At 53.4% G+C, this 18,507-nt stretch carries 21 protein-coding genes; 15 read left to right on the plus strand and 6 right to left on the minus strand.

Translation table 11 applies throughout. The features are described 5' to 3' along the window. Positions 1-217: 217 nt before the first annotated feature. Positions 218-574: a DUF4377 domain-containing protein gene (locus tag EL216_RS00380; RefSeq protein ID WP_085390879.1), complete on the minus strand. Its 357-nt coding sequence runs from the start codon at positions 572-574 to the stop codon at positions 218-220. 73 nt (positions 575-647) lie between these two features. Next, the gene (locus EL216_RS00385) at positions 648-1,076 is read right to left on the minus strand and encodes a MerR family transcriptional regulator (protein WP_085390880.1); all 429 of its coding nucleotides are present in this window, start codon (positions 1,074-1,076) and stop codon (positions 648-650) included. 162 nt (positions 1,077-1,238) lie between these two features. Between EL216_RS00385 and hchA the strand changes: the two genes are divergently transcribed. Beyond that, positions 1,239-2,105, plus strand: coding sequence for a glyoxalase III HchA (gene hchA, locus EL216_RS00390; RefSeq protein ID WP_085390881.1), 867 nt, complete (start codon positions 1,239-1,241; stop codon positions 2,103-2,105). 231 nt (positions 2,106-2,336) lie between these two features. Further along, complete coding sequence (locus EL216_RS00395) at positions 2,337-3,479, plus strand: NADH-dependent flavin oxidoreductase (protein ID WP_085390882.1); 1,143 nt, start codon at positions 2,337-2,339, stop codon at positions 3,477-3,479. A 96-nt stretch (positions 3,480-3,575) separates the two neighbouring features. Here the strand turns inward: EL216_RS00395 and EL216_RS00400 are convergent, their stop codons facing one another. Then, a complete protein-coding gene (locus EL216_RS00400) occupies positions 3,576-3,827 on the minus strand; it encodes a hypothetical protein (RefSeq protein ID WP_085358990.1) in 252 nt (83 codons plus the stop codon). Positions 3,828-4,107: 280 nt separating this feature from the next. On the opposite strand from EL216_RS00400, the gene EL216_RS00405 reads away from it, so the two are divergent. Continuing rightward, positions 4,108-4,953, plus strand: coding sequence for a CPBP family intramembrane glutamic endopeptidase (locus tag EL216_RS00405; RefSeq protein WP_085390883.1), 846 nt, complete (start codon positions 4,108-4,110; stop codon positions 4,951-4,953). Between the two features lie 73 nt (positions 4,954-5,026). On the opposite strand, the gene EL216_RS00410 is transcribed toward EL216_RS00405, so the two are convergent. Next, entirely contained in the window at positions 5,027-5,533 is a 507-nt protein-coding gene (locus EL216_RS00410; RefSeq protein WP_085390884.1) for an HPP family protein, read from the minus strand. A gap of 85 nt (positions 5,534-5,618) precedes the next feature. On the opposite strand from EL216_RS00410, the gene EL216_RS00415 reads away from it, so the two are divergent. The 5 genes from EL216_RS00415 to EL216_RS00435 all read left to right on the plus strand — a co-directional run bounded on the left by EL216_RS00415 (position 5,619) and on the right by EL216_RS00435 (position 11,686). After that, positions 5,619-6,167, plus strand: a complete 549-nt coding sequence (locus tag EL216_RS00415) for a TetR/AcrR family transcriptional regulator (RefSeq protein WP_085390885.1) — start codon at positions 5,619-5,621, stop codon at positions 6,165-6,167. Positions 6,168-6,229: 62 nt separating this feature from the next. Beyond that, positions 6,230-9,364 carry an ATP-binding cassette domain-containing protein gene (locus tag EL216_RS00420; RefSeq protein WP_085390886.1) on the plus strand — a complete coding sequence of 1,045 codons (3,135 nt, stop codon included), beginning with the start codon at positions 6,230-6,232 and terminating at the stop codon, positions 9,362-9,364. 29 nt (positions 9,365-9,393) lie between these two features. Then, positions 9,394-10,515: an ABC-2 transporter permease gene (locus EL216_RS00425; RefSeq protein WP_085390887.1), complete on the plus strand. Its 1,122-nt coding sequence runs from the start codon at positions 9,394-9,396 to the stop codon at positions 10,513-10,515. 36 nt (positions 10,516-10,551) lie between these two features. Further along, positions 10,552-11,304 (plus strand): methylated-DNA--[protein]-cysteine S-methyltransferase, encoded by a 753-nt coding sequence (locus tag EL216_RS11385; protein ID WP_085390888.1) that lies wholly within the window; start codon positions 10,552-10,554, stop codon positions 11,302-11,304. Between the two features lie 37 nt (positions 11,305-11,341). Next, complete coding sequence (locus EL216_RS00435) at positions 11,342-11,686, plus strand: VOC family protein (protein WP_085390889.1); 345 nt, start codon at positions 11,342-11,344, stop codon at positions 11,684-11,686. An 89-nt stretch (positions 11,687-11,775) separates the two neighbouring features. Here EL216_RS00435 and EL216_RS00440 read toward each other — a convergent pair whose 3' ends face one another. Beyond that, entirely contained in the window at positions 11,776-12,339 is a 564-nt protein-coding gene (locus EL216_RS00440) for a YagU family protein (RefSeq protein WP_085355448.1), read from the minus strand. Between the two features lie 270 nt (positions 12,340-12,609). Here EL216_RS00440 and EL216_RS00445 point away from each other — a divergent pair, with 270 nt between their 5' ends. From EL216_RS00445 to pth, 7 genes are all read left to right on the plus strand, one after another. Next, entirely contained in the window at positions 12,610-14,067 is a 1,458-nt protein-coding gene (locus tag EL216_RS00445; RefSeq protein ID WP_085390890.1) for an efflux transporter outer membrane subunit, read from the plus strand. 175 nt (positions 14,068-14,242) lie between these two features. Next, on the plus strand, positions 14,243-14,713 hold the full coding sequence (locus tag EL216_RS00450; RefSeq protein ID WP_085390891.1) for an LPS-assembly lipoprotein LptE: 471 nt from the start codon (positions 14,243-14,245) through the stop codon (positions 14,711-14,713). Beyond that, complete coding sequence (gene holA, locus EL216_RS00455; RefSeq protein ID WP_085390892.1) at positions 14,713-15,714, plus strand: DNA polymerase III subunit delta; 1,002 nt, start codon at positions 14,713-14,715, stop codon at positions 15,712-15,714. The genes EL216_RS00450 and holA overlap by 1 nt, the downstream gene beginning before the upstream one ends. Positions 15,715-15,878: 164 nt before the next feature. Beyond that, positions 15,879-16,298, plus strand: coding sequence for a LapA family protein (locus EL216_RS00460; protein ID WP_085390893.1), 420 nt, complete (start codon positions 15,879-15,881; stop codon positions 16,296-16,298). A gap of 183 nt (positions 16,299-16,481) precedes the next feature. Continuing rightward, a complete protein-coding gene (locus EL216_RS00465) occupies positions 16,482-16,913 on the plus strand; it encodes a type II toxin-antitoxin system RatA family toxin (RefSeq protein WP_085390924.1) in 432 nt (143 codons plus the stop codon). Next, complete coding sequence (locus tag EL216_RS00470; RefSeq protein WP_085390894.1) at positions 16,906-17,190, plus strand: RnfH family protein; 285 nt, start codon at positions 16,906-16,908, stop codon at positions 17,188-17,190. The genes EL216_RS00465 and EL216_RS00470 overlap by 8 nt, the downstream gene beginning before the upstream one ends. A 65-nt stretch (positions 17,191-17,255) precedes the next feature. Continuing rightward, on the plus strand, positions 17,256-17,834 hold the full coding sequence (gene pth, locus EL216_RS00475; RefSeq protein ID WP_085390895.1) for an aminoacyl-tRNA hydrolase: 579 nt from the start codon (positions 17,256-17,258) through the stop codon (positions 17,832-17,834). A 69-nt stretch (positions 17,835-17,903) separates the two neighbouring features. Here pth and EL216_RS00480 read toward each other — a convergent pair whose 3' ends face one another. Further along, positions 17,904-18,470: a peptidylprolyl isomerase gene (locus EL216_RS00480; protein ID WP_085390896.1), complete on the minus strand. Its 567-nt coding sequence runs from the start codon at positions 18,468-18,470 to the stop codon at positions 17,904-17,906. Positions 18,471-18,507 lie beyond the last annotated feature (37 nt).

Genomic DNA, 18,507 nt, shown 5'->3' on the forward strand with positions numbered 1-18,507 from the left:
TCTGAAAACTTTTGTGCGTAGGGCGGGCATCTCGCTTGCTGTGGAGCAGCTAACATAAATTTGACGTGCATTGAGCAGATATAGTCAATCAACACATTTTTAATACAAGACAGCAAGCCGTAGACAGTACGCGAAGGCGCAGAAAAGTTAAGTGGATTGACTATATGGGCGGAACAATCAGCTTGTTGGCCGGAATGGGTTGGTGTATTGACCGTATTCAGCGGTAAAGCTCCGGATTGTCGGGTCTCTTTTCAAGTTCACGCACCAGCGTATAGCGGATGGAAGATGCGTCGGCAGGTAAGGTTTCAGGTACAAGTTCGGTTTTGCGTACTTCTATTTTCTTCAATATGCCTTCTTCAAACACAAAGCCTTTTATCGGCGCGTAAAAATACTGCCAGTCGGCTTGCTGTAAATCGGGGTGTTTCGATACCCGCAAACACATCATCTTGCCTGCACCTGCGCTGCATTCGGCTTTTGTGCCGCTGACCCAGTAAATATCGGATGATGCAGGGGAAATGGTGCAGGCACCGGCAGCAACAGTCAGCAGGCAGGTGAGTTTGTGGAAAATATTCATGGCGATTCCTTTTATCGGTATTGATTAAATGGTGGCTTGTTATTTGAGTAGAAACGGTTGGTCAGGCGGCTTTTCAGGTAGCCTGTTTGGGTTCTTTATCCCGTAAAAACGCACGGCATACGCTATTTGCCGGAATTTCGCCTGTTTTCAATGCCGTTTCATATATGGCGCATTTTTGCTCCAGCAGCTTGTCTGCCCGTTTTAGTGCAGCAATTTGTTCATCAACCTTTTTCCGTTGCTGCCTCAATATGGCCAACCGTCTGGCTATGCCGTCGGATTCGTGCATAGTAGCGACGAATGCCTGAATGTCTTTCAAGCTCATGCCCGTCTGTTTCAAACCGAGTATCAATTCCAGCCACTCCAAATCCGCTGTGCCGAAAAGGCGGTTGCCGCTGCTGCGTATTTGCGGCGGCAATAAACCGGCTTTGTCGTAATAGCGTAAAGTGTGCGGGCTGATACCGTATTTTGATGCTGCTTCACCGATAGTTAAATAATCTTTCATGTGTATTCCCTGCTAATATTTTGTTTTTTATGAAGTAAAATTTTTTACCAAACCTTAACGTTCAATGGTTTGACTTAGAGCATACTCTAAGCAATACAATGGCGCAATTCCGGTAAACATCCGCTTATCGGCGTTTCAAACAATGTTCATCAGGAGCATAACATGAGTGATTTAAGCAAAACCCCCGTTCCCGACCATGCCGAATACAATGCTTTTTTTCCGTCGGAATATTCTTTGAGCCGATACACTGCGCCGAAAACGGATTTTTCCGGCGTGAAATTCAATGAACCTTATACCGGCGGCAAATACAGGGTACTGATGATTGCCACAGACGAACGCTATCTGCAAATGCAAAACGGCAAACTTTTCTCTACAGGCAACCATCCGGTGGAAACGCTGTTGCCGATGCTGCATATTCACGAAGCGGGTTTTGAAATCGATGTGGCCACGCTTTCGGGCAATGCGGCCAAATTTGAAATGTGGGCCATGCCCAAAGAAGACGAAGCAGTAAAAAGCATTTTTGAAACCTATCTGCCCAAGCTGCAAAAACCGTTGAAACTGGCTGATATTATCGACCGGGCAACCGTCCCCGATTCCCCTTATATCGCCGTATTGATTCCGGGCGGGCACGGCGCGTTTACCGCCATACCCCATAGCGAAGAAGTTGCGCGGCTGCTCAATTGGGCGGTCGGACAAAACCGCTTTATCGTAACCCTTTGCCACGGTCCCGCCGCCTTGAATGCCGCTGCCGAACACGGCACATTCCCGTTTGCCGGATACAAGCTCGCCGTTTTTCCCGATGTATTGGACGAAGGTGCCAACATCGACATCGGCTACATGCCCGGCCGCTTGCCGTGGCTGGTGGCCGAACGACTCGAGCAATTAGGTATGATCGTGGTTAATCAGGGTATCAGCGGCGAAGTATGCCGTGACCGCCAACTGCTTACCGGCGACAGCCCTTTGGCTGCCAATAACCTCGGCATTTTGGCCGCCGACGTACTGCTGGATGCAGTGAAAAATTTGGACTGATTGTGCTTGTATCGGTTGACCGACTTCAGAAAAATACCCGCCATATCCGGCTCAAACCGGATATGGCGCATGTTGTATTTAAATCGGGCTTTTTAATTATTGTCGTCGGATCAGCTATTCACCATCCAACCTGAAGCGACCTAGCGTAAAAGTACATCGGAAAGCTGGAATACTGTAATGCTATACCTGTCTGAAAACGCCATCTGAAAATACACAACCGGAGTAAATGTTATGAATCCCAAATACACCCCGCTTTTCCAACCTTACACGCTCAACAACGGTACGGTCATTAAAAATCGCTTGGCCGTTGCGCCGATGACGCATTGGGCTTCTCTGCCCGACGGCAACATCAGCCCGGAGGAACGCCTGTTTTTGAGCAACCGCTTCAAAGGTTTCGGCCTGTTTATTTCCGCCGCCACGCTGGTATCGCCCGAAGGCAAAGCTTTTGCCGGACAGCCTGAAGCCGTCGGCACCGAACATTTGCCGAGCTTGAAAGAAGTGGCGCAGATTGCCCACCAACAAGGCGCGAAAGCGGTTTTGCAGCTTCATCACGGCGGTATTCAAGCCTCTGCCGATTTATTGAACGGTGCCGACAAAGTGGCTCCGTCAAGCGACGAAGCCAGCGGTTCGCGCGCACTCACCGACTCGGAAGTCCGCGCGCTGATTGAAGCCTTTGCCCGCGCCGCCGAGTTGGCACTCGAAGCAGGCTTCGACGGCGTGGAAATCCACGGCGCCAACGGGTATCTGATTCAGCAGTTTGTTTCCGCCCAAAGCAACTGCCGTTCAGACGAATGGGGCGGCAGCTTGGCAAACCGCCTGCGCTTCCCGCTGGCCATCGTCGAAGCCGTCGATGCCGTGCGCCGCAAACACAACCGCCCCGATTTTATCGTCGGCTACCGTTTTTCACCCGAAGAAGGCGGCGACAACGGCCTGACCATGCAGGATACTTTCGCGCTGATTGATGCGTTGGTGCAAAAACCGCTGCAATATCTGCACGTTTCGCTTTGGGATTTCTACAAAAAAGCCCGTCGCGGTGCCGATACAAATTTGACGCGTATCGAGCAGATACACCAACGTATCGGCGGCAAACTGCCCCTGATCGGCGTAGGCAACCTGTTTACCGCCGAGCAGATTTTGGCGGCCTACCAAACCGGCTGGGCGGAATTTATCGCATTGGGTAAAACCGTTTTGCTCAATCCCGATTTGGCCGAACTGATTGAAAACGGCCGCGAAGCCGAAATCGTGTGCGAACTCGACCCCGATAAAGCCGACCGTTACCGCATCCCCGAAAGATTATGGCAGCAGTGCCAAATGGGGTTGGCCTACCTGCCGCCGCTTAAAGGCCGCGCCGATTGGCAGCCGGTAGATATTTGATTTGATAAATATCATGTTCAGGGCGGGCAATAATGCCCGCCCTAATTTTTGCTGCATGATTGAGTGATGCCGTCTGAAAAATGCCTGTTGGAAACCTTACTCTTCGGCTTCGTCGTCTTCAAAAGGCGGCTTGCCCTGTTCTTTGCGGGTAAGGTAAGTGGCTACCAGCGGAAAGAATGCCGCCAGCACGCACGAGCCGCCGATAACCAGCAGAGCGATTGCACCAATAGGCTGGTCAAGCAAATCATGCACCCAACCGCCCAAGCCGAACAGCACCATCAGGCCGGGGATAACGGCAGACAGGCCGCAGATTAAGATAATGATAGAACCGATATGCATACGGCGCATGGCATGCTCCTTTCCGTTGACAGAGAGAAAAAGGAACAGAAACAGTTGCCTATAATCTAACATATTGTTTTTCATCATACCTATCGGCATTTTTTCTGGAAGCAATCAGAAAAGCAAATCTGCGGTGCAGAAAACTCAATGCGTAGGGCGGGCATCCCTGCCCGCCACTCGGTCTCGCACGTTTGAGTCATACGGCGGGCAAGGATACCAACCTTACAGTTGCATTATCAAACGATGCCGTCTGAAAAAACATGCTCGCTCGAACAACAAGGAACTACCGATGAACCCACTCCAACACACTGCCAATCCCGCAGTTTACCGACCCGTGTTCTTCTTCGCTTGGTCGCTGCTGCTGCCGTGGGCGGCTTGGTTGGCGGCGGCTTATCTCAGCCACCAGCCCGACGGCAGGCACAAAGGTTTACTCACGGCCTTGCTGTTGGCCGGTTTGTTCGCGCCGGTGGGTTTGGCGGCGGGTTTGTTGTGGCGGCAGCCCTCGCTGCGGGCAGATGCCTTGTCGCGTTTGCGTTTGTCCGGTGCGCCCAAACGGTATTTGCTGGCGGCGGTGCTGTTGCCGCCGTTGTCGCTGGTGTTGGCGCAGGGCGTGTCGATGTTGTTTGGCTATTCCGCCGGGCAGTTCCATATTTCAGGTAGCCCTTCGTTTACTTCGGCGCTGATTTCGCCGTGGCTGGCTTTGGTGCTTGGGGCGATGCTGGAAGAGCTGGCGTGGCACTCCTACGGCACGGATGCGCTGCTGTCGCGCTTCAGCCTGTTTGCCGCGTCGCTGATTTTTACCGTGTACTGGGCGCTGTGGCATGTGCCGCTGGGCTTGGTGAAAGGCTATTACCACAGCGAACTGGTGGCACAAGGCTGGCTTTACACCGCCAATTTTGTTGCCAGCATGGTGGTGTTTGTGCTGCTGATGAACTGGCTGTATCTGAAAAGCGGGCGCAGCATTGTGGTAGCACTGCTGTTCCATTTGGCCGCCAATCTCGGCAACGAGATATTCCAAACCCACCCCGACAGCAAAGTGATTCAGACAGGCATTCTGCTGTTGTTGACTGCATGGGTGCTGTGGAAAGAGCAAACTTTGTTTTTCAGACGGCCTAAGTTTAAACAGGCTGGCTGAAAGGCCGTCTGAAAAACCATGCCTGTATGAAAATACTTTTCAGACAGGCATCATTAAAATCAAGCTGTGAAAACTAAAACCAATAAGTCGGATAGCGTCTACCTTCACCCCAATTGTTATAGAACAAAGCAACCGCTACCAAAATCAGGGAACCTAACAATGTAGGTGTCAATAAAAAATCCCAGCCTACCCCACCCAACATAACAATCAATGGATTTGAACCGGCAGGAGGATGCGGAACGCGTAAAATAAGCATCAAGGCAATAGCTGTTCCGACCGCAAGCGCCATACTCCACCAGCCGGAACCGAAAATGCCCATAAGTATCAAACCCGTCAAGGTGGCGACAAAATGCCCGCCTATTACATTTCGAGGCTGTGCAAACGGGCTTTGCGGGTAGGCAAATACCAATAAACAACTTGCTCCGAAAGAACCTAACACCAAAGGCAACACCAGAGTGTTTCCCAAACCCGCGAAGGCTGCTGTGGCCAAGACGGCACCAAGCCAAGCAAACCCAATGGTTTTCCAAGGCAAGCGGGGCGGGCAGTTTTCTGTTGCTTGAAAGCGTGGTTTATCGACCATATGATTCTCCGTATCAATTAAAATCTAAATACACCGATTGGTATACCAATAATATACCGTTCAGTATATTGGAACAAGGGTTCACATGGATATCCGTCAGAAAATCTTAGAAACTGCTTATCAAACGTTTTATCGTCGAGGCTTTCATGCCTGCGGTGTAGAGTTGTTGGCAGCGCAGGCCAATACGACCAAACGGACACTTTATGCGCATTTCGGCAGCAAAGAAGGTCTGATTGAAGCAGTTTTGCAATACCGGCACGAGCAATTTATCCAAAATATGATCGACGCACTAGCGTGTTATACGGAGCAGCAAACGGCTTATGCTTATCTCGATTTCATTATCAATTGGACACAATCTGCCGATTTTCACGGCTGCATGTTTATCAACGCATGTGCCGAGTATTCCGATAAGGCGAGCATGCCGCATCAAAAATCAAGCCAACATAAGTCCGAAGTCAGGCAGATTCTGCGTCAACGTTTGCAAAACTGCGGCGTGCCTGAGTCGGACAAAAAAGCCGATATGTTGTTTATGATTGGGGAAGGATTGATTGTTGCCGCACAAAGCGGACAGGATTTGACCTGTACCATAGAAGAAATGGCTAATTTGTTTGATGGGTGTAGGTCGGATTCCTGAGTCCGACCTAACCTCCGAGGCCGTCTGAAACCCACAATACCTGTCTGAAAACAGAGTAACCCATGATAAACAACCCCGCCGTCTCCCTCCGCTCCGTTTCCCACCGCTACGGCAAAACCGTAACGGCGCTGGACGATGTGTCGCTGACCATCCCGCGCGGGGTAACTGTGGGCTTAATCGGTCCCGACGGAGTGGGCAAATCGACGCTGTTGTCGCTGATTGCCGGCGTTAAAATCATTCAGAGCGGCACGGTGGAGGTGTTCGGGTACGACATGGCCGCCAAAGCGGCGCGGCAGGCGTTGTCGCACCGTATTGCCTTTATGCCGCAGGGTTTGGGGCGCAATCTGTATCCCACTTTGAGCGTGTATGAAAACGTCGACTTCCATGCGCGGCTGTTCGGGTTGAATGCCGCCGAACGCCAAGCGCGCATCAGCCGGCTGCTGGAAGCCACCGGTTTGGCACCGTTCCCCGATCGCGCGGCGGGCAAGCTCTCGGGCGGGATGAAGCAGAAGCTGAGTTTATGCTGCGCACTGGTGCATTCGCCCGATCTGCTGATTCTCGACGAGCCGACCACCGGTGTCGATCCGCTGTCGCGCCGCCAGTTTTGGGCTTTGGTGGACGAATTGCAGGCCGAAAGTGCGGGCATGACGGTAATCGTGGCCACCGCCTACATCGAAGAGGCGGAACGCTTCGGCCATCTGCTGGCGATGGACGACGGCAAACTGCTGGTCAACAAACCTACCCGCGAGGTGATGCGAGACAGCGGGGCCGCTACGCTGGAAGCCGCTTATGTGCAGATGCTGCCGTCTGAAAAGCAGCAGGGTTCGGGCGGGTTGGAGATGATGCCGTTTGCGCCCGACCCCGCATCTCCGCCTGCAATCGAGGCACACGGTTTAACCAAACGGTTCGGCAGCTTTACCGCGGTGGATCATGTGAGTTTTACGATTCAGAAAGGCGAAATCTTCGGCTTTCTCGGCTCCAACGGCTGCGGCAAATCCACCACCATGAAAATGCTCACCGGCCTGCTGGAAGCCAGCGAAGGCAAGGCCGAATTGCTGGGCCAGCCGGTCGAGGCGGGCAATATCCGAACGCGGATGCGCGTCGGCTATATGTCGCAGGCGTTCTCGCTGTATGAAGAATTGAGCGTGCGCGACAACTTGATGCTGCATGCGCGGCTGTACCAAATGGGTGCGGCGGGCAAACAGGCGGTGGCCGATGCGTTGATACAGTTCGAGCTGGCGGAAGCGGCCGACATGAAACCCGCCGCCTTGCCGCTGGGCATCCGCCAGCGTTTGCAACTGGCTGCGGCCTGTCTGCACAAACCCGAAGTGCTGATTCTCGACGAGCCGACCTCCGGCGTTGACCCCGCTGCCCGCGATATGTTCTGGCGTTATCTGCTCAAACTCTCGCGCGAAGACAAAATTACCATTTTCGTTTCCACCCACTTTATGAACGAGGCCGAACGCTGCGACCGCATTTCCTTCATGCACAAAGGCCGCGTGCTGGCGGTGGGTACGCCGGCGGAGCTGACCGCACGGCAAGCCGCACCGAATCTGGAAGAGGCGTTTGTGCGCTATCTGTTGGATGACGAAGCGCGGGAAGGCCTGTCTGAAAGGCCGTCTGAAACGGCGGTTTCTGTGCAAGCAAACGCGCAAACAAATAATGCCGCCGTGCCGCCGCAACAAACTGCCGACGATTCGGAGAGGCCGTCTGAAACCGCAAGCGTGGCCCAACTGGCGGCGAGGATTGTTTGGGCGGATCAGGATTTGGATGTGCGGGCAGGGATAAGGCCGTCTGAAAATGTCCGCTCCGACAGTGGCCTTGCTTCCTCGCAAGCGGAGGAGGAGCAAACGGTTGTCTCACCGGAAGCCCCAATTTCTTCCACCCCAGCCGAATCGTATTCGGAAACCGGCAAGATTACAGAAAGGGAACAAGCCGCCGATGTTTCAGACAAGCTACCTGAAACCGAAAGCGTGGTTCAAGCTGCAGCAAGGAGCGTGCAGGAAAATCAGGATTCAGATGCGCAAGCAGGCAACAGGCCGTCTGAAAACACACCGCCGACCGACACCTTGAAATACTGGCTGGCAAGCGTGCGCACGTTTGCTTTGCGTGAAACCAAAGAATTGCTGCGCGACAAGGTGCGGCTGTTTTTCGCTTTGGCGGGGCCGGTGATTTTGATGGTGGCTTTGTCGTGGAGCGTGTCGTTCGACGTGAAAGACCTTACGTTTACCGTGCTCGACCGCGACCAAACCACCGAAAGCCGCCGCCTTACCGAATATTTTTCCGGTTCGCGCTATTTTCAGCAACAGCCGCCGCTCTCGTCGCCAAGCGATATCGACACTGCCTTGCAGTCGGCGCAAACGCGCTTGGTGATTGAGATTCCCGAAGGCTTCGGGCGCGATATGCTGGCGGGCAGGCGGCCGGAGGCGGCGTTTTATGTCGACGGTGCGATGCCGTTCAACGCCAGCAACATCCAAGGCTATATCGGCGGCATTTTTGCGCTGTACGGGCAGGATTTGGCGCGCGAAACGGGGCTGACGCTGCCGCCGCCCGCGGCCAAAATCGAGCAGCGGTTTATGTATAATCAGGATTTTGAAAGCATTTTCGCCATCGCGCCGGGCGTGTTGATGCTGGTGCTGATGCTGATTCCGGCGATGATGTCGGTGGTCGGGGTGGTGCGCGAACGCGAAATCGGTTCGATTTCCAATTTCTACACCTCGCCCGCCACCGTGCCGCAGTTTCTGCTCGGCAAGCAGCTGCCGTATATTGCGGTGGGCATGGTGAATTATGTGGTGCTCACGGCGATGATGGTGTTCGGCTTCGGCGTGCCGGTGAAAGGTTCGCTGCTGGTGCTGACGGCGGGCACGTTGATTCTGCTGTTCGTGTCCACCGCGCTGGGCTTGCTGGCTTCCACTATCGTGCGCTCGCAAGTGGCGGCCATCAGCCTCACCGCGATTGTGATTATGATCCCGACCTTCAACTATTCCGGCTTTCTGCATCCGCTCTCGTCGATGGAAGGCGGGGCGTACTGGATGGGCAAGCTGATGCCCGCGTCGTGGTATCTCAACATCAGCATCGGCAGCTTCACCAAAGGCTTGGGCTGGCACGACCTGAGCCGTGAAATGCTGGTGCTGCTGGCGTTTTACGTGGTGTATTTCACCTCGGCCTGCTGGATTTTGAAGAAGCAGGAAAAGTAATGCCTGTATGAAACCTCAAAGGCACTCCCATGCGCAGCATTAAAAACATTTTCTACTTAGCGCAAAAAGAACTCCGCAGCCTGTTTTCCGACTTGGTGCTGATGGTGCTGATTGTGTTTATGTTTACGGTTACGATTTTTTCCGCCGCCCAAATCGACCCGGGCGTGAAAAACGCTGCCGTGGCGGTGGTGGACGGCGACCGTTCGGCGCTTTCCTACCGCCTGCGTGATGCCGTGCGCGAGCCGTTCTTCCAGCCGCCTCAGGAAGTGGAAGCGGAGGTGGTAAATCAGGCCATGGACAAGGGCGAGTATATTTTTGCATTGGAGATTCCGCCGAACTTCGAGCGCGATGTGCTGATGGGGCGCAGCCCTGAATTGTTGCTGCAAGTAGATGCCACCGCCATGTCGCAGGCAGGTTTGGGCGCGGCTTATCTGACCCGCATTCTGGAGCGCGAAACGGCAGAGTTTGCGCGGCAGCAGCCGGCGGAAAAATGGCTGCCCGTGAAGCCGGTAATCCGTTCGCATTTCAACGCCAATGCCGAAGGCAGCTATTACGGGCCGCCGATGGAGTTGGGCAATATGGTGTTGGTGCTGGCACTGATTCTGGTGGGCGCGGCAGTCATTCGCGAGCGCGAACACGGCACCATCGAGCATTTGCTGGTGATGCCGGTGAACGCCGCCGAAATCATGCTGGCCAAAGTATTGGCCAACAGCGCGATGATTTTGCTGGTGTCGATATTGGCGATGTGGGTGGTGGTAAAAGGCATACTCGGCGTGCCTATTCACGGTTCTATTATGCTCTATGGCTTCGGTGTGGCCGTGTATCTGTTTTCCATTGCTGCGCTGGCGGTGATGCTCGCTACGATTGCGCCGAGTATGGCACAGTTCGGCCTGTTGATGATTCCGCTGTATATGGTGCTGCTGCTGTTTTCCGGCGTGGCCTCGCCGCGCAACAATATGCCCGAGGCGGCACAATGGATTAGCGAATATTGGCCGAGCACGCAGTTTATCCGGTTTGCACAGAGCGTGCTGTTCCGCGATGCCGGCTTCAGCATCGTGTGGCCGCAACTGTTGGCAATGGCTTTAACCGGCTTGCTGTTTTTGGTATTTGCGTTGATGCGGTTTAGAAAAATGCTGGAGCAACAGGGCTAAGGTTTTCAGACGGCCATCTTAGAGAAAGGAAACATAATGGATATCCGCCATTTGCCCGATCCGCAAACACAGCTTCCCGCACGATGGCAGGTTTATGCTGCATGGTTGGCTGCACGGGGAAATCCGTCCAAATCCTACCGCGACCACCCGTTTGAATCGCCGGACGAACTGGCGGCTCTGAAAAAAGATTTCGAACGGTACGTCGGCATGTCGCTCGGTCAGTACATCCGCCTGAAACGCATCATGCACTTGCTGGCACAACGCAACAACAAACACGGCAACGAGCTGATGGTCTCTGTATCTGCCACGCCGTTGGGGCAGATGCTGGCCGTATTCAGCACACAAGGCTTGTGCCTGCTGGAGTTTCCCGAGCGCAAAATGCTGGAGAGCGAACTTTTGGCGGTGCAAAAAGCATTTCAAGCGGATTTTGTGTGGCGCGACACGGCGCACAGCCAAACTTTACAGCAAGAGTTGAATCTGTATTTTGAAGGCCGTCTGAAAAACTTCGCCACGCCGCTTGATCCGGTCGGTACGCCGTTTCAGCAGCAAGTTTGGCGCAAACTGCAAAGCATTCCTTACGGAGAAACCCGCAGCTACAAACAACAGGCGGAACGCATCGGCAAACCGCAGGCCGTGCGTGCCGTAGCCGCGGCCAACGGACAGAACAAGATTTCCATCCTGATACCGTGCCACCGCGTGATTGGCAGCAACGGCGATTTAACCGGCTACGGCGGCGGCCTTGCACGGAAAAAGGCGCTGTTGGAATTGGAAGGCGCAATGCCTGTCTGAAAAACAATTGCAATCTTCTACAACACAGGAACAAAGCATGAAACTTTTCAAAACCAGCAGTTTGGTTTCCGTAATCAATGCATCTGACTTTCAAACCTCATTGGCGTGGTATCAAACATGGTTGGGCGAGCCGGATGAGGTGTCGATGGAAAATATGGCGGAATGGCGTATTGCCGATAACGCGTGGCTGCAGCTAACAGACTCCGGCGCTACTGCTGCGGCAGAAGTGATTATCGGCGTGGACGATATCGCCGCCTGCCGCAAAGCGTTGCTCGGTGCCGGTATTGAAGCCGGAGACATTAACGATTGGGAAGTGGTGCTGACTTGCGGCATTACCGACCCCGACAACCATAAAATCTTTTTTGCGCAAGCTGTGGGCTAAGATGCCGTCTGAACATAACTGATAAAAATCATCTCAAACAAAAAATCAGGCAGATTGGAATATCTGCCTGATCATTTGAAACAGGTGAATCAGCGTTCAACCCAATCGCCTTTAATCGGGCGTGCATAATAAGCAAGCACGGCAATCATGCACACTTCGATAGACACCGACCAATACACATGGCCGAGAATTTCGCTGATGTGTTCCGCCGCATTGAGGTTCCACGCCCAACCCGTTGCGCCGTCGGCATAGGCGGGATTACGGAAACCGAACATGGGAATCAGCAGCCAGTGCATGACAACGGTAATGATGATGCCGTAAAACGCGCCATACCACAGGCGGATTTTCGGCCAATAAGCCGAAACCCACACATACACAAAAGCAAACACAAAACTAAACAGCCAGTGGTAAAGCGTTACCGCCCCCAACACGCTGTTGCCTTGATACATATAATCAAGAGAATGCTGGTTGAAGCCGAGCCAACCCAGCCATGCGTCGATATTGGCACCCGGCGGAGAAATTTCTCCCGGCATACGCGGCGGCATATTTACTTCGGAACCCCATTTCACCAACGAGCTGAAAAAACCGCCGATGAGGGTAGTCCACAGAATCACTTTACGGTTGACCTCAGAAGAGCAGAGTGTGCGGGCCATGTTTTCTTCCTTTCCTTGAGTAGGTTAGACGTAAAACAGCACGAAAGCGGCAACATGCAAAATGCAGCCGTCTGCTCAAAAAGACGGCAAAAACTGTTATTTAGTTTCTATGAAGAAGCGGTAAGCTGATGATATTTGTTTTATATCAATATCACTAAACGATTGATTGAAATATTCTTTCAACGAAGATTGGATGGAAACACGCAGGCAGCCGGATTTTCAGACGGCCTCGATATAGCATGCCTGCCGAAACCTTTAAAGAAAGCCTTTATGAATACCAGCCTGAAACATTTTTACATCGGTATGGCAGCGGCTTTGATGCTCGCCGCCTGCAAAAGCACCGTCGTGCCGCTCGACAGCAAAATCGACATTCCGCAAGCCTTCAGCCAAGCGGAAGCGGCGCGCGGCAGCGCGGAAATCGGCCGTTGGTGGCAGCATTGGAACGACCCCGTACTCAGCCGCTTAATCGAACAAGGCTTGCAGCAAAACCACGATATCCGCATTGCCCGCAGCCGTTTGAACGAAGCGCGCGCCATTGAGCGCTTGGCCGATGCCGATAAAGGCTCGACGGTCGGCGCGGGCGCGGAAGTATCGCGTCTCAACGCCCGCATCGGCAATCCGTTAAGCAACGAAACCCGCTCCGTGCTGGGCAGGATTCCGCAGGCTGCCGATTTGGCGGGCGAGCGTTTCACCTTGAAAGGCAACAGCCTAACGGGCGGTTTTTCCGCGTCGTGGGAGCCGGATATTTTCGGGCAGAAACGCAGCGATGCCGATGCCGCCGCTTATGCCGCGCTCGGCAGGCAGGAAGAAGTGTACGGTACGCAAGTGCTGATCGGCGGCGAAATAGCCGAACATTACCTGCAAGCCTGTGCCGCCCAAGCGCGTTTGAAATCAGTCAACCGCAGTATCGCCACCATGGAGCGGCTGGCGAAATATGTGCAAGGCCGTTTCAAAGCAGGCCACGCTACCGCTTATGAAGTGGACGAAGTCGCCACCCGACTCACTGCTTTACGCGCCAAACAAAGCACCATCGAATCGGAATACGCCGCCCATGTGCGCAGTATCGCCGTGCTTACCGGCCAAACCCCGCAAACATTTGCCCTGCCTGAAAGCAGCGTCAACATCTTAATCACGCAACCCACCGCCCCGAGCGGACAAACCCCGCAAGGGTTGCTCGAACGCCGCCCCGACATCCGCGCCCATGCCGCGCAAGTGAACGCTTATGCCGCTAAGCTCGCCAGCGCCAAAGCCGATTTGCTGCCGCGGTTTTCCATCGAGTTTTTGGGCAGAGGCACCATCAGCATCGACAGCGACAGCGGTTTAAAAGGCTGGGGCAGCTTAATCAAAGCAGGCATCCAAGTGCCGATTTTTACCAACGGGCGCATCAAAGCCAATATCGCTGCTGCCGATGCACGGCTTCAGACGGCCTTATTGCAATACGACCAAAACATTCTCAAAGCCCTCGACGAAGTCGACAGTGCATATCAGGCACACAACGCGCTCACCCGCCAAAACGCTTTGCTGATTACCGCACATAAACAGGCGGCAAAACAGGCGGGCGATGCCGAAAAACTGTTTCAATACGGCCAGAAAACGCTCGATAACGCTCTCACCGCACGCCTGAACGAAGAAGCGGTGCGGGAAAACCTGATTCAATCGCAACTGGCACGCGCGCGGATGCTGATCGGTTTATATAAGGCCTTGGGCGGCGGTTGGGTCGGCGGGTAAAACAGGGTAGGGAAGGTTGCTGTTTTTACGATATTTTTTACCCTGCTGCATTTCTACACTTTTTGTGGTGCCGATAAAAATGTCAGGCCGTCTGAACAGGCTTTCAGACGGCCTGACAAATCCGTTGCCGCTGGGCTATAATCCAAGCCTGTTTATTCTCAGACGAAAGCCGTATATGAACAAAATCCTACTGCCCGCCGCTGCGCTACTCCTTGCTGCCTGCGGTTTTCATCTTAAAGGCATGGGTGGCATATCCGGTTCGCTGCCGTATCAGGAATGGCATGTTGCGGGCGGTCAAATGCAGCAACCTCTGGAAAATGCCCTGCGCCGCGCCGACGGCAAGCCCGCAACCCAAGCTCCGGTATCGGTTACCGTAACCAATATCGAAACCCGCCGCGACATTTACACCATCACGCGTGCGGCGGACATCAACGAATTTCTGTTGATTCTGCGCGTAGAAGCCCAAGCCGCCAAAAACGGTCAACCGTGGGGGGAGCCGATGGTGGTGCTGGTGCAGCGTAAAATGGATTACGCCGACAGCGAAGTACTGGGCAAGCAGGAAGAAGAAGCCACCGTTTGGGCGGAAATGCGCGCCGATGCCGCCGACCAAATCGTGCGCCGCCTAACCTTTTTGAAGGCTGACTGATGCAGGTGATCAGTATCGAACAGCTGTCGCCCGATTTGCCGTTGAAACCGCTGTATGTGATTCACGGCGAAGAAGATTTACTGCGCGTGGAAGCACTGGACACTTTACGCGCAGCCGCCAAAAAACAGGGCTATCTCAACCGCGAAGTCTATACCGCCGATAATGCGTTCGATTGGAACGAATTATTGCAGTCCGCAGGCAGCATGGGCTTGTTTGCCGACCTGAAGCTGCTGGAAATCCATATCCCCAACGGCAAACCCGGCAAAAACGGCGGCGATGCGTTGCAATCGCTGGCGGAAAATCTGCCGGAAGACACCGTGATCATTGTAATGCTCCCCAAACTCGAACGCGCCCAAACGCAGGCCAAATGGTTCGGTGCGTTGGCGGCGCACGGCGTGGTGTTGGAAGCCAAAGCCGTTAGCGGCGCAGCCTTGCCGCAATGGATAAGAGGCCGTCTGAACGCCTTAAACCTCAATATCGAACCCGATGCGCTGGCTTTGTTTGCCGAGCGCGTGGAGGGCAATCTCTTGGCCGCCAAGCAGGAAATCGACAAGCTCGCGCTGCTGCATCCTGCCGGCCACCTCGTGAATATGGCGGATGCCGAAGCCGCCGTCGCCAATGTCGCCCGTTTTGATGTGTTTCAACTTGCAGGTGCGTGGATGAGCGGCGACGGCCCCCGCGTTGCCCGTCTGCTCGAAGGGTTGGAAGCCGAAGGCGAAGAGCCGGTGTTGCTGCTTTGGGCGGTGGCAGAAGACATCCGCACTCTCATCCGCCTGACCGCCGCGCTGAAGCAAGGCCAGAGCATACAGGCCGTGCGCAACAGCCTGCGTTTGTGGGGCGACAAACAAACCCTCGCACCGATAGCGGTAAAGCGCATCAGCATCAGCCGTTTGCTTGCCGCCTTGCAGGATTGCGCCCGCATCGACCGCATCATTAAGGGCGCGGAAGACGGCAATGCGTGGGCGGAATTTAAACATTTGGTTACGGGTTTGGCCTTGTAACAGATATAATGTGCACCTATCTATACAACAGGCCGTCTGAAAACTTTTAGCGAAACCGGCAAGCCCGTTTTAATGAAACCTGCTTAAAGCAGGTTTTGGCAAAGCTCACAAAGCCTGCTTTCAGACGGCCTGAAAAATCAAGTTTTTCAAGGAAACACAAACATATGGATAATAAAACCAAACTCCGCTTAGGCGGACTTGCATTGCTGGCTACCGCTGTGTTAAGCCTGATACTCGTGTTGTTTACCGACTCATGGCCGGTTGCCATCTTGTTGGCCATCAGCATCACGTCGGGAGTCATCGGCGGATTGATTTGGTCCTCGCGCCGCCAACAGCGCCAGTTTCTCGAACGCCTGAAAAAATTCGATATCGACCCCGAAAAAGGCCGCGTCAACGAAGCCAACCTGCGCCGTATGTATCACAGCGGCGGCCAAGCCCAGAAAGACGTGATTACCATCATCTGCATGTCGCAAAACTGTTCGGTGGAAGAAGCCCATGAGATGATGAAAAAACGCCCGACCCGCCAGCAAATGAACCAAATGGCGCAACAACAGATGAAAGGCCAGCGCAGGCCGCACCGTTAACGGGTCGGAGCAGGAATGCCGGCAGGCCGTCTGAAAAACAGTTTTCAGACGGCCTGTTTCATTTCGATATAAAGGAAAACCGGAATCCTATGCCGTCTGAAAATGCAGGCGGCACGGCAAACCCGCCTGCAAGCCGCAGGCGTTTCGTTTATAATGCTGGCTTTTCCGCCTGCCCCAAAAATCATGAAAACCGTAGAGAAAAACGTATTGGTGCTGCACAGCGCCGAGCAGATGTTCGAGTTGGTCGATAAAGTCGAGGACTATCCCAAGTTCCTGCCGTGGTACAGCAAAACCGAAATCATCGAGCGCAACGGCAACGAATTGAAAGCCCGTCTTTTTATGGACTACATGAAAGTGCAGCAGTCTTTCGCCACGCATAACCACAACGTGCCCGGGCGCGAAATCCGTATGGATTTGCTTGAAGGCCCGTTTAAAAGCCTGCAAGGTGCTTGGACATTCATTCCGTTGGGCGACGATTGCTGCAAAATCGAATTCAGGCTGCAATACGATTTTTCCAGCAGTCTGCTTTCCGCACTGATTTCACCCGTATTCAGCCATCTTTCGGGCACTTTGGTGGATGCATTTATCAAAGAGGCCGACCGCCGCTATGGTTGAAATAGAAATTGCATACGGTACGTCGGAGAAACAACTGCTCGAAACCATGCAGGTGGAAGAGGGTACCACGGCGCGGCAGGCGGTGCTGCAAAGCCGTATTGCTGCCGAATTTCCCGATGCCCATGTTGAAAAAGCACCGTTGGGCATTTTCGGCAAAGCGGTTAAAGACGATACCGTATTGCGAGATAAAGACCGTGTCGAAGTATACCGCCCGCTGCTGATAGACCCGAAAGAAGCCCGCCGCCTGCGGGTGCAGCCGAAAAACGAAAAAGCGTAAACATGCCGTCTGAAAAACCGTTTTCAGACGGCTTTAACCGATAGAATACATTTTAAGAATACATCATGCCGCAAATCAAACTCATCGCCGGCCTCGGCAATCCCGGAAATGAATACGTTCACACCCGCCATAATGCAGGCTTTTGGTTTTTAGACGAACTGGCTTGGGAATGGAAAGCCCATTTCAAGGAAGAAAAGAAATTCTACGGTGAAGTCGCCCGTGTTGCCCGACCCGAAGGCGAGGTGTGGCTGTTGAAACCGAATACCTTCATGAACCGTTCCGGTCAAGCCGTGGCTGCGCTTGCCCAGTTTTACAAAATCAAGCCCGAAGAAATTTTAGTGGTGCATGACGAACTGGATATCCCGTGCGGGCGCATCCGTTTCAAACTCGGCGGCGGAAACGGCGGGCACAACGGTCTGAAAGACATTCAGGCTCGGCTCGGTACACCGAATTTCTACCGCTTGCGTTTGGGTATCGACCATCCGGGCGACCGCAATCTGGTGGTGTCGTATGTGTTGAACAAGCCGAGTGCGGACGACCGTGCGTTGATAGACGAAGCAGTGGCGAAGTCGTTAAAAAACCTGCCGTTGATTCTGGCAGGCGAATTTGAAGAAGCGGTAAGGGTGCTGCACAGCAGCAAATAGAATCCGGTAAACAGATATATTAAGTTAAGAGGCCGTCTGAAAACTTTTCAGACGGCCTCTTAAGCATCGTTACTTAACAATGGTTACTTTATTGATCACGATCGGACTAACCGGAACATTTTGGTAGTAAGCCTGATCGGTGGTTTTTACTTTGGCAATTTGATTCACCACATCCATGCCTCCGGTTACTTTGCCGAATACAGCATAACCGTAACCTTGGATGGTTTTGCTTTTGAAGTTCAGGAAATCGTTGTCGGCCACATTAATGAAAAATTGGCTGGTGGCAGAATTCGGATTGGCAGTGCGAGCCATGGCAATTGTGCCGACGGTGTTTTTTAAACCGTTGTCGGCTTCGTTGCTGATGGCTTTGTCAGTAGCCTTTTGGGTCAGATCCGGTGTAAAACCGCCGCCTTGAATCATGAAGCCGTCGATAACACGGTGGAAAATCGTGCCGTTGTAAAAGCCTTTTTGGGCATAGCTGACGAAATTAGCTACAGTTTTCGGAGCTTTTTTTTCATCTAAAGAAAGCTCGATTTTCCCCATATTGGTATCGATCACGGCGCGGGTTTCGGCGTGGGCGGAGAGCGCAGCGGCAGCGATAATGCCGCCTAAAATCAGTTTGGGTAAGTGTTTCATAAGTTTTCCGATATGTTTTAAAAATATTGGCGATTAA

This window comes from Neisseria animaloris (genome assembly GCF_900637855.1).
Taxonomy (GTDB): domain Bacteria; phylum Pseudomonadota; class Gammaproteobacteria; order Burkholderiales; family Neisseriaceae; genus Neisseria; species Neisseria animaloris.

What these genes read in the sequence shown, in the direction of transcription:
- EL216_RS11385 (WP_085390888.1), top strand. Translation starts at nt 10,552, where the DNA reads ATGGATATCCGCCATTTGCCCGATCCGCAAACACAGCTTCCCGCACGA.
- EL216_RS00415 (WP_085390885.1), top strand. Translation starts at nt 5,619, where the DNA reads ATGGATATCCGTCAGAAAATCTTAGAAACTGCTTATCAAACGTTTTAT.
- EL216_RS00425 (WP_085390887.1), top strand. Translation starts at nt 9,394, where the DNA reads ATGCGCAGCATTAAAAACATTTTCTACTTAGCGCAAAAAGAACTCCGC.
- EL216_RS00400 (WP_085358990.1), bottom strand. Translation starts at nt 3,827, where the DNA reads ATGCGCCGTATGCATATCGGTTCTATCATTATCTTAATCTGCGGCCTG.
- EL216_RS00405 (WP_085390883.1), top strand. Translation starts at nt 4,108, where the DNA reads ATGAACCCACTCCAACACACTGCCAATCCCGCAGTTTACCGACCCGTG.
- EL216_RS00445 (WP_085390890.1), top strand. Translation starts at nt 12,610, where the DNA reads ATGAATACCAGCCTGAAACATTTTTACATCGGTATGGCAGCGGCTTTG.
- EL216_RS00480 (WP_085390896.1), bottom strand. Translation starts at nt 18,470, where the DNA reads ATGAAACACTTACCCAAACTGATTTTAGGCGGCATTATCGCTGCCGCT.
- EL216_RS00450 (WP_085390891.1), top strand. Translation starts at nt 14,243, where the DNA reads ATGAACAAAATCCTACTGCCCGCCGCTGCGCTACTCCTTGCTGCCTGC.
- EL216_RS00460 (WP_085390893.1), top strand. Translation starts at nt 15,879, where the DNA reads ATGGATAATAAAACCAAACTCCGCTTAGGCGGACTTGCATTGCTGGCT.
- EL216_RS00465 (WP_085390924.1), top strand. Translation starts at nt 16,482, where the DNA reads ATGAAAACCGTAGAGAAAAACGTATTGGTGCTGCACAGCGCCGAGCAG.
- EL216_RS00395 (WP_085390882.1), top strand. Translation starts at nt 2,337, where the DNA reads ATGAATCCCAAATACACCCCGCTTTTCCAACCTTACACGCTCAACAAC.
- EL216_RS00470 (WP_085390894.1), top strand. Translation starts at nt 16,906, where the DNA reads ATGGTTGAAATAGAAATTGCATACGGTACGTCGGAGAAACAACTGCTC.
- EL216_RS00410 (WP_085390884.1), bottom strand. Translation starts at nt 5,533, where the DNA reads ATGGTCGATAAACCACGCTTTCAAGCAACAGAAAACTGCCCGCCCCGC.
- holA (WP_085390892.1), top strand. Translation starts at nt 14,713, where the DNA reads ATGCAGGTGATCAGTATCGAACAGCTGTCGCCCGATTTGCCGTTGAAA.
- hchA (WP_085390881.1), top strand. Translation starts at nt 1,239, where the DNA reads ATGAGTGATTTAAGCAAAACCCCCGTTCCCGACCATGCCGAATACAAT.
- EL216_RS00435 (WP_085390889.1), top strand. Translation starts at nt 11,342, where the DNA reads ATGAAACTTTTCAAAACCAGCAGTTTGGTTTCCGTAATCAATGCATCT.
- EL216_RS00420 (WP_085390886.1), top strand. Translation starts at nt 6,230, where the DNA reads ATGATAAACAACCCCGCCGTCTCCCTCCGCTCCGTTTCCCACCGCTAC.
- EL216_RS00385 (WP_085390880.1), bottom strand. Translation starts at nt 1,076, where the DNA reads ATGAAAGATTATTTAACTATCGGTGAAGCAGCATCAAAATACGGTATC.
- EL216_RS00440 (WP_085355448.1), bottom strand. Translation starts at nt 12,339, where the DNA reads ATGGCCCGCACACTCTGCTCTTCTGAGGTCAACCGTAAAGTGATTCTG.
- pth (WP_085390895.1), top strand. Translation starts at nt 17,256, where the DNA reads ATGCCGCAAATCAAACTCATCGCCGGCCTCGGCAATCCCGGAAATGAA.
- EL216_RS00380 (WP_085390879.1), bottom strand. Translation starts at nt 574, where the DNA reads ATGAATATTTTCCACAAACTCACCTGCCTGCTGACTGTTGCTGCCGGT.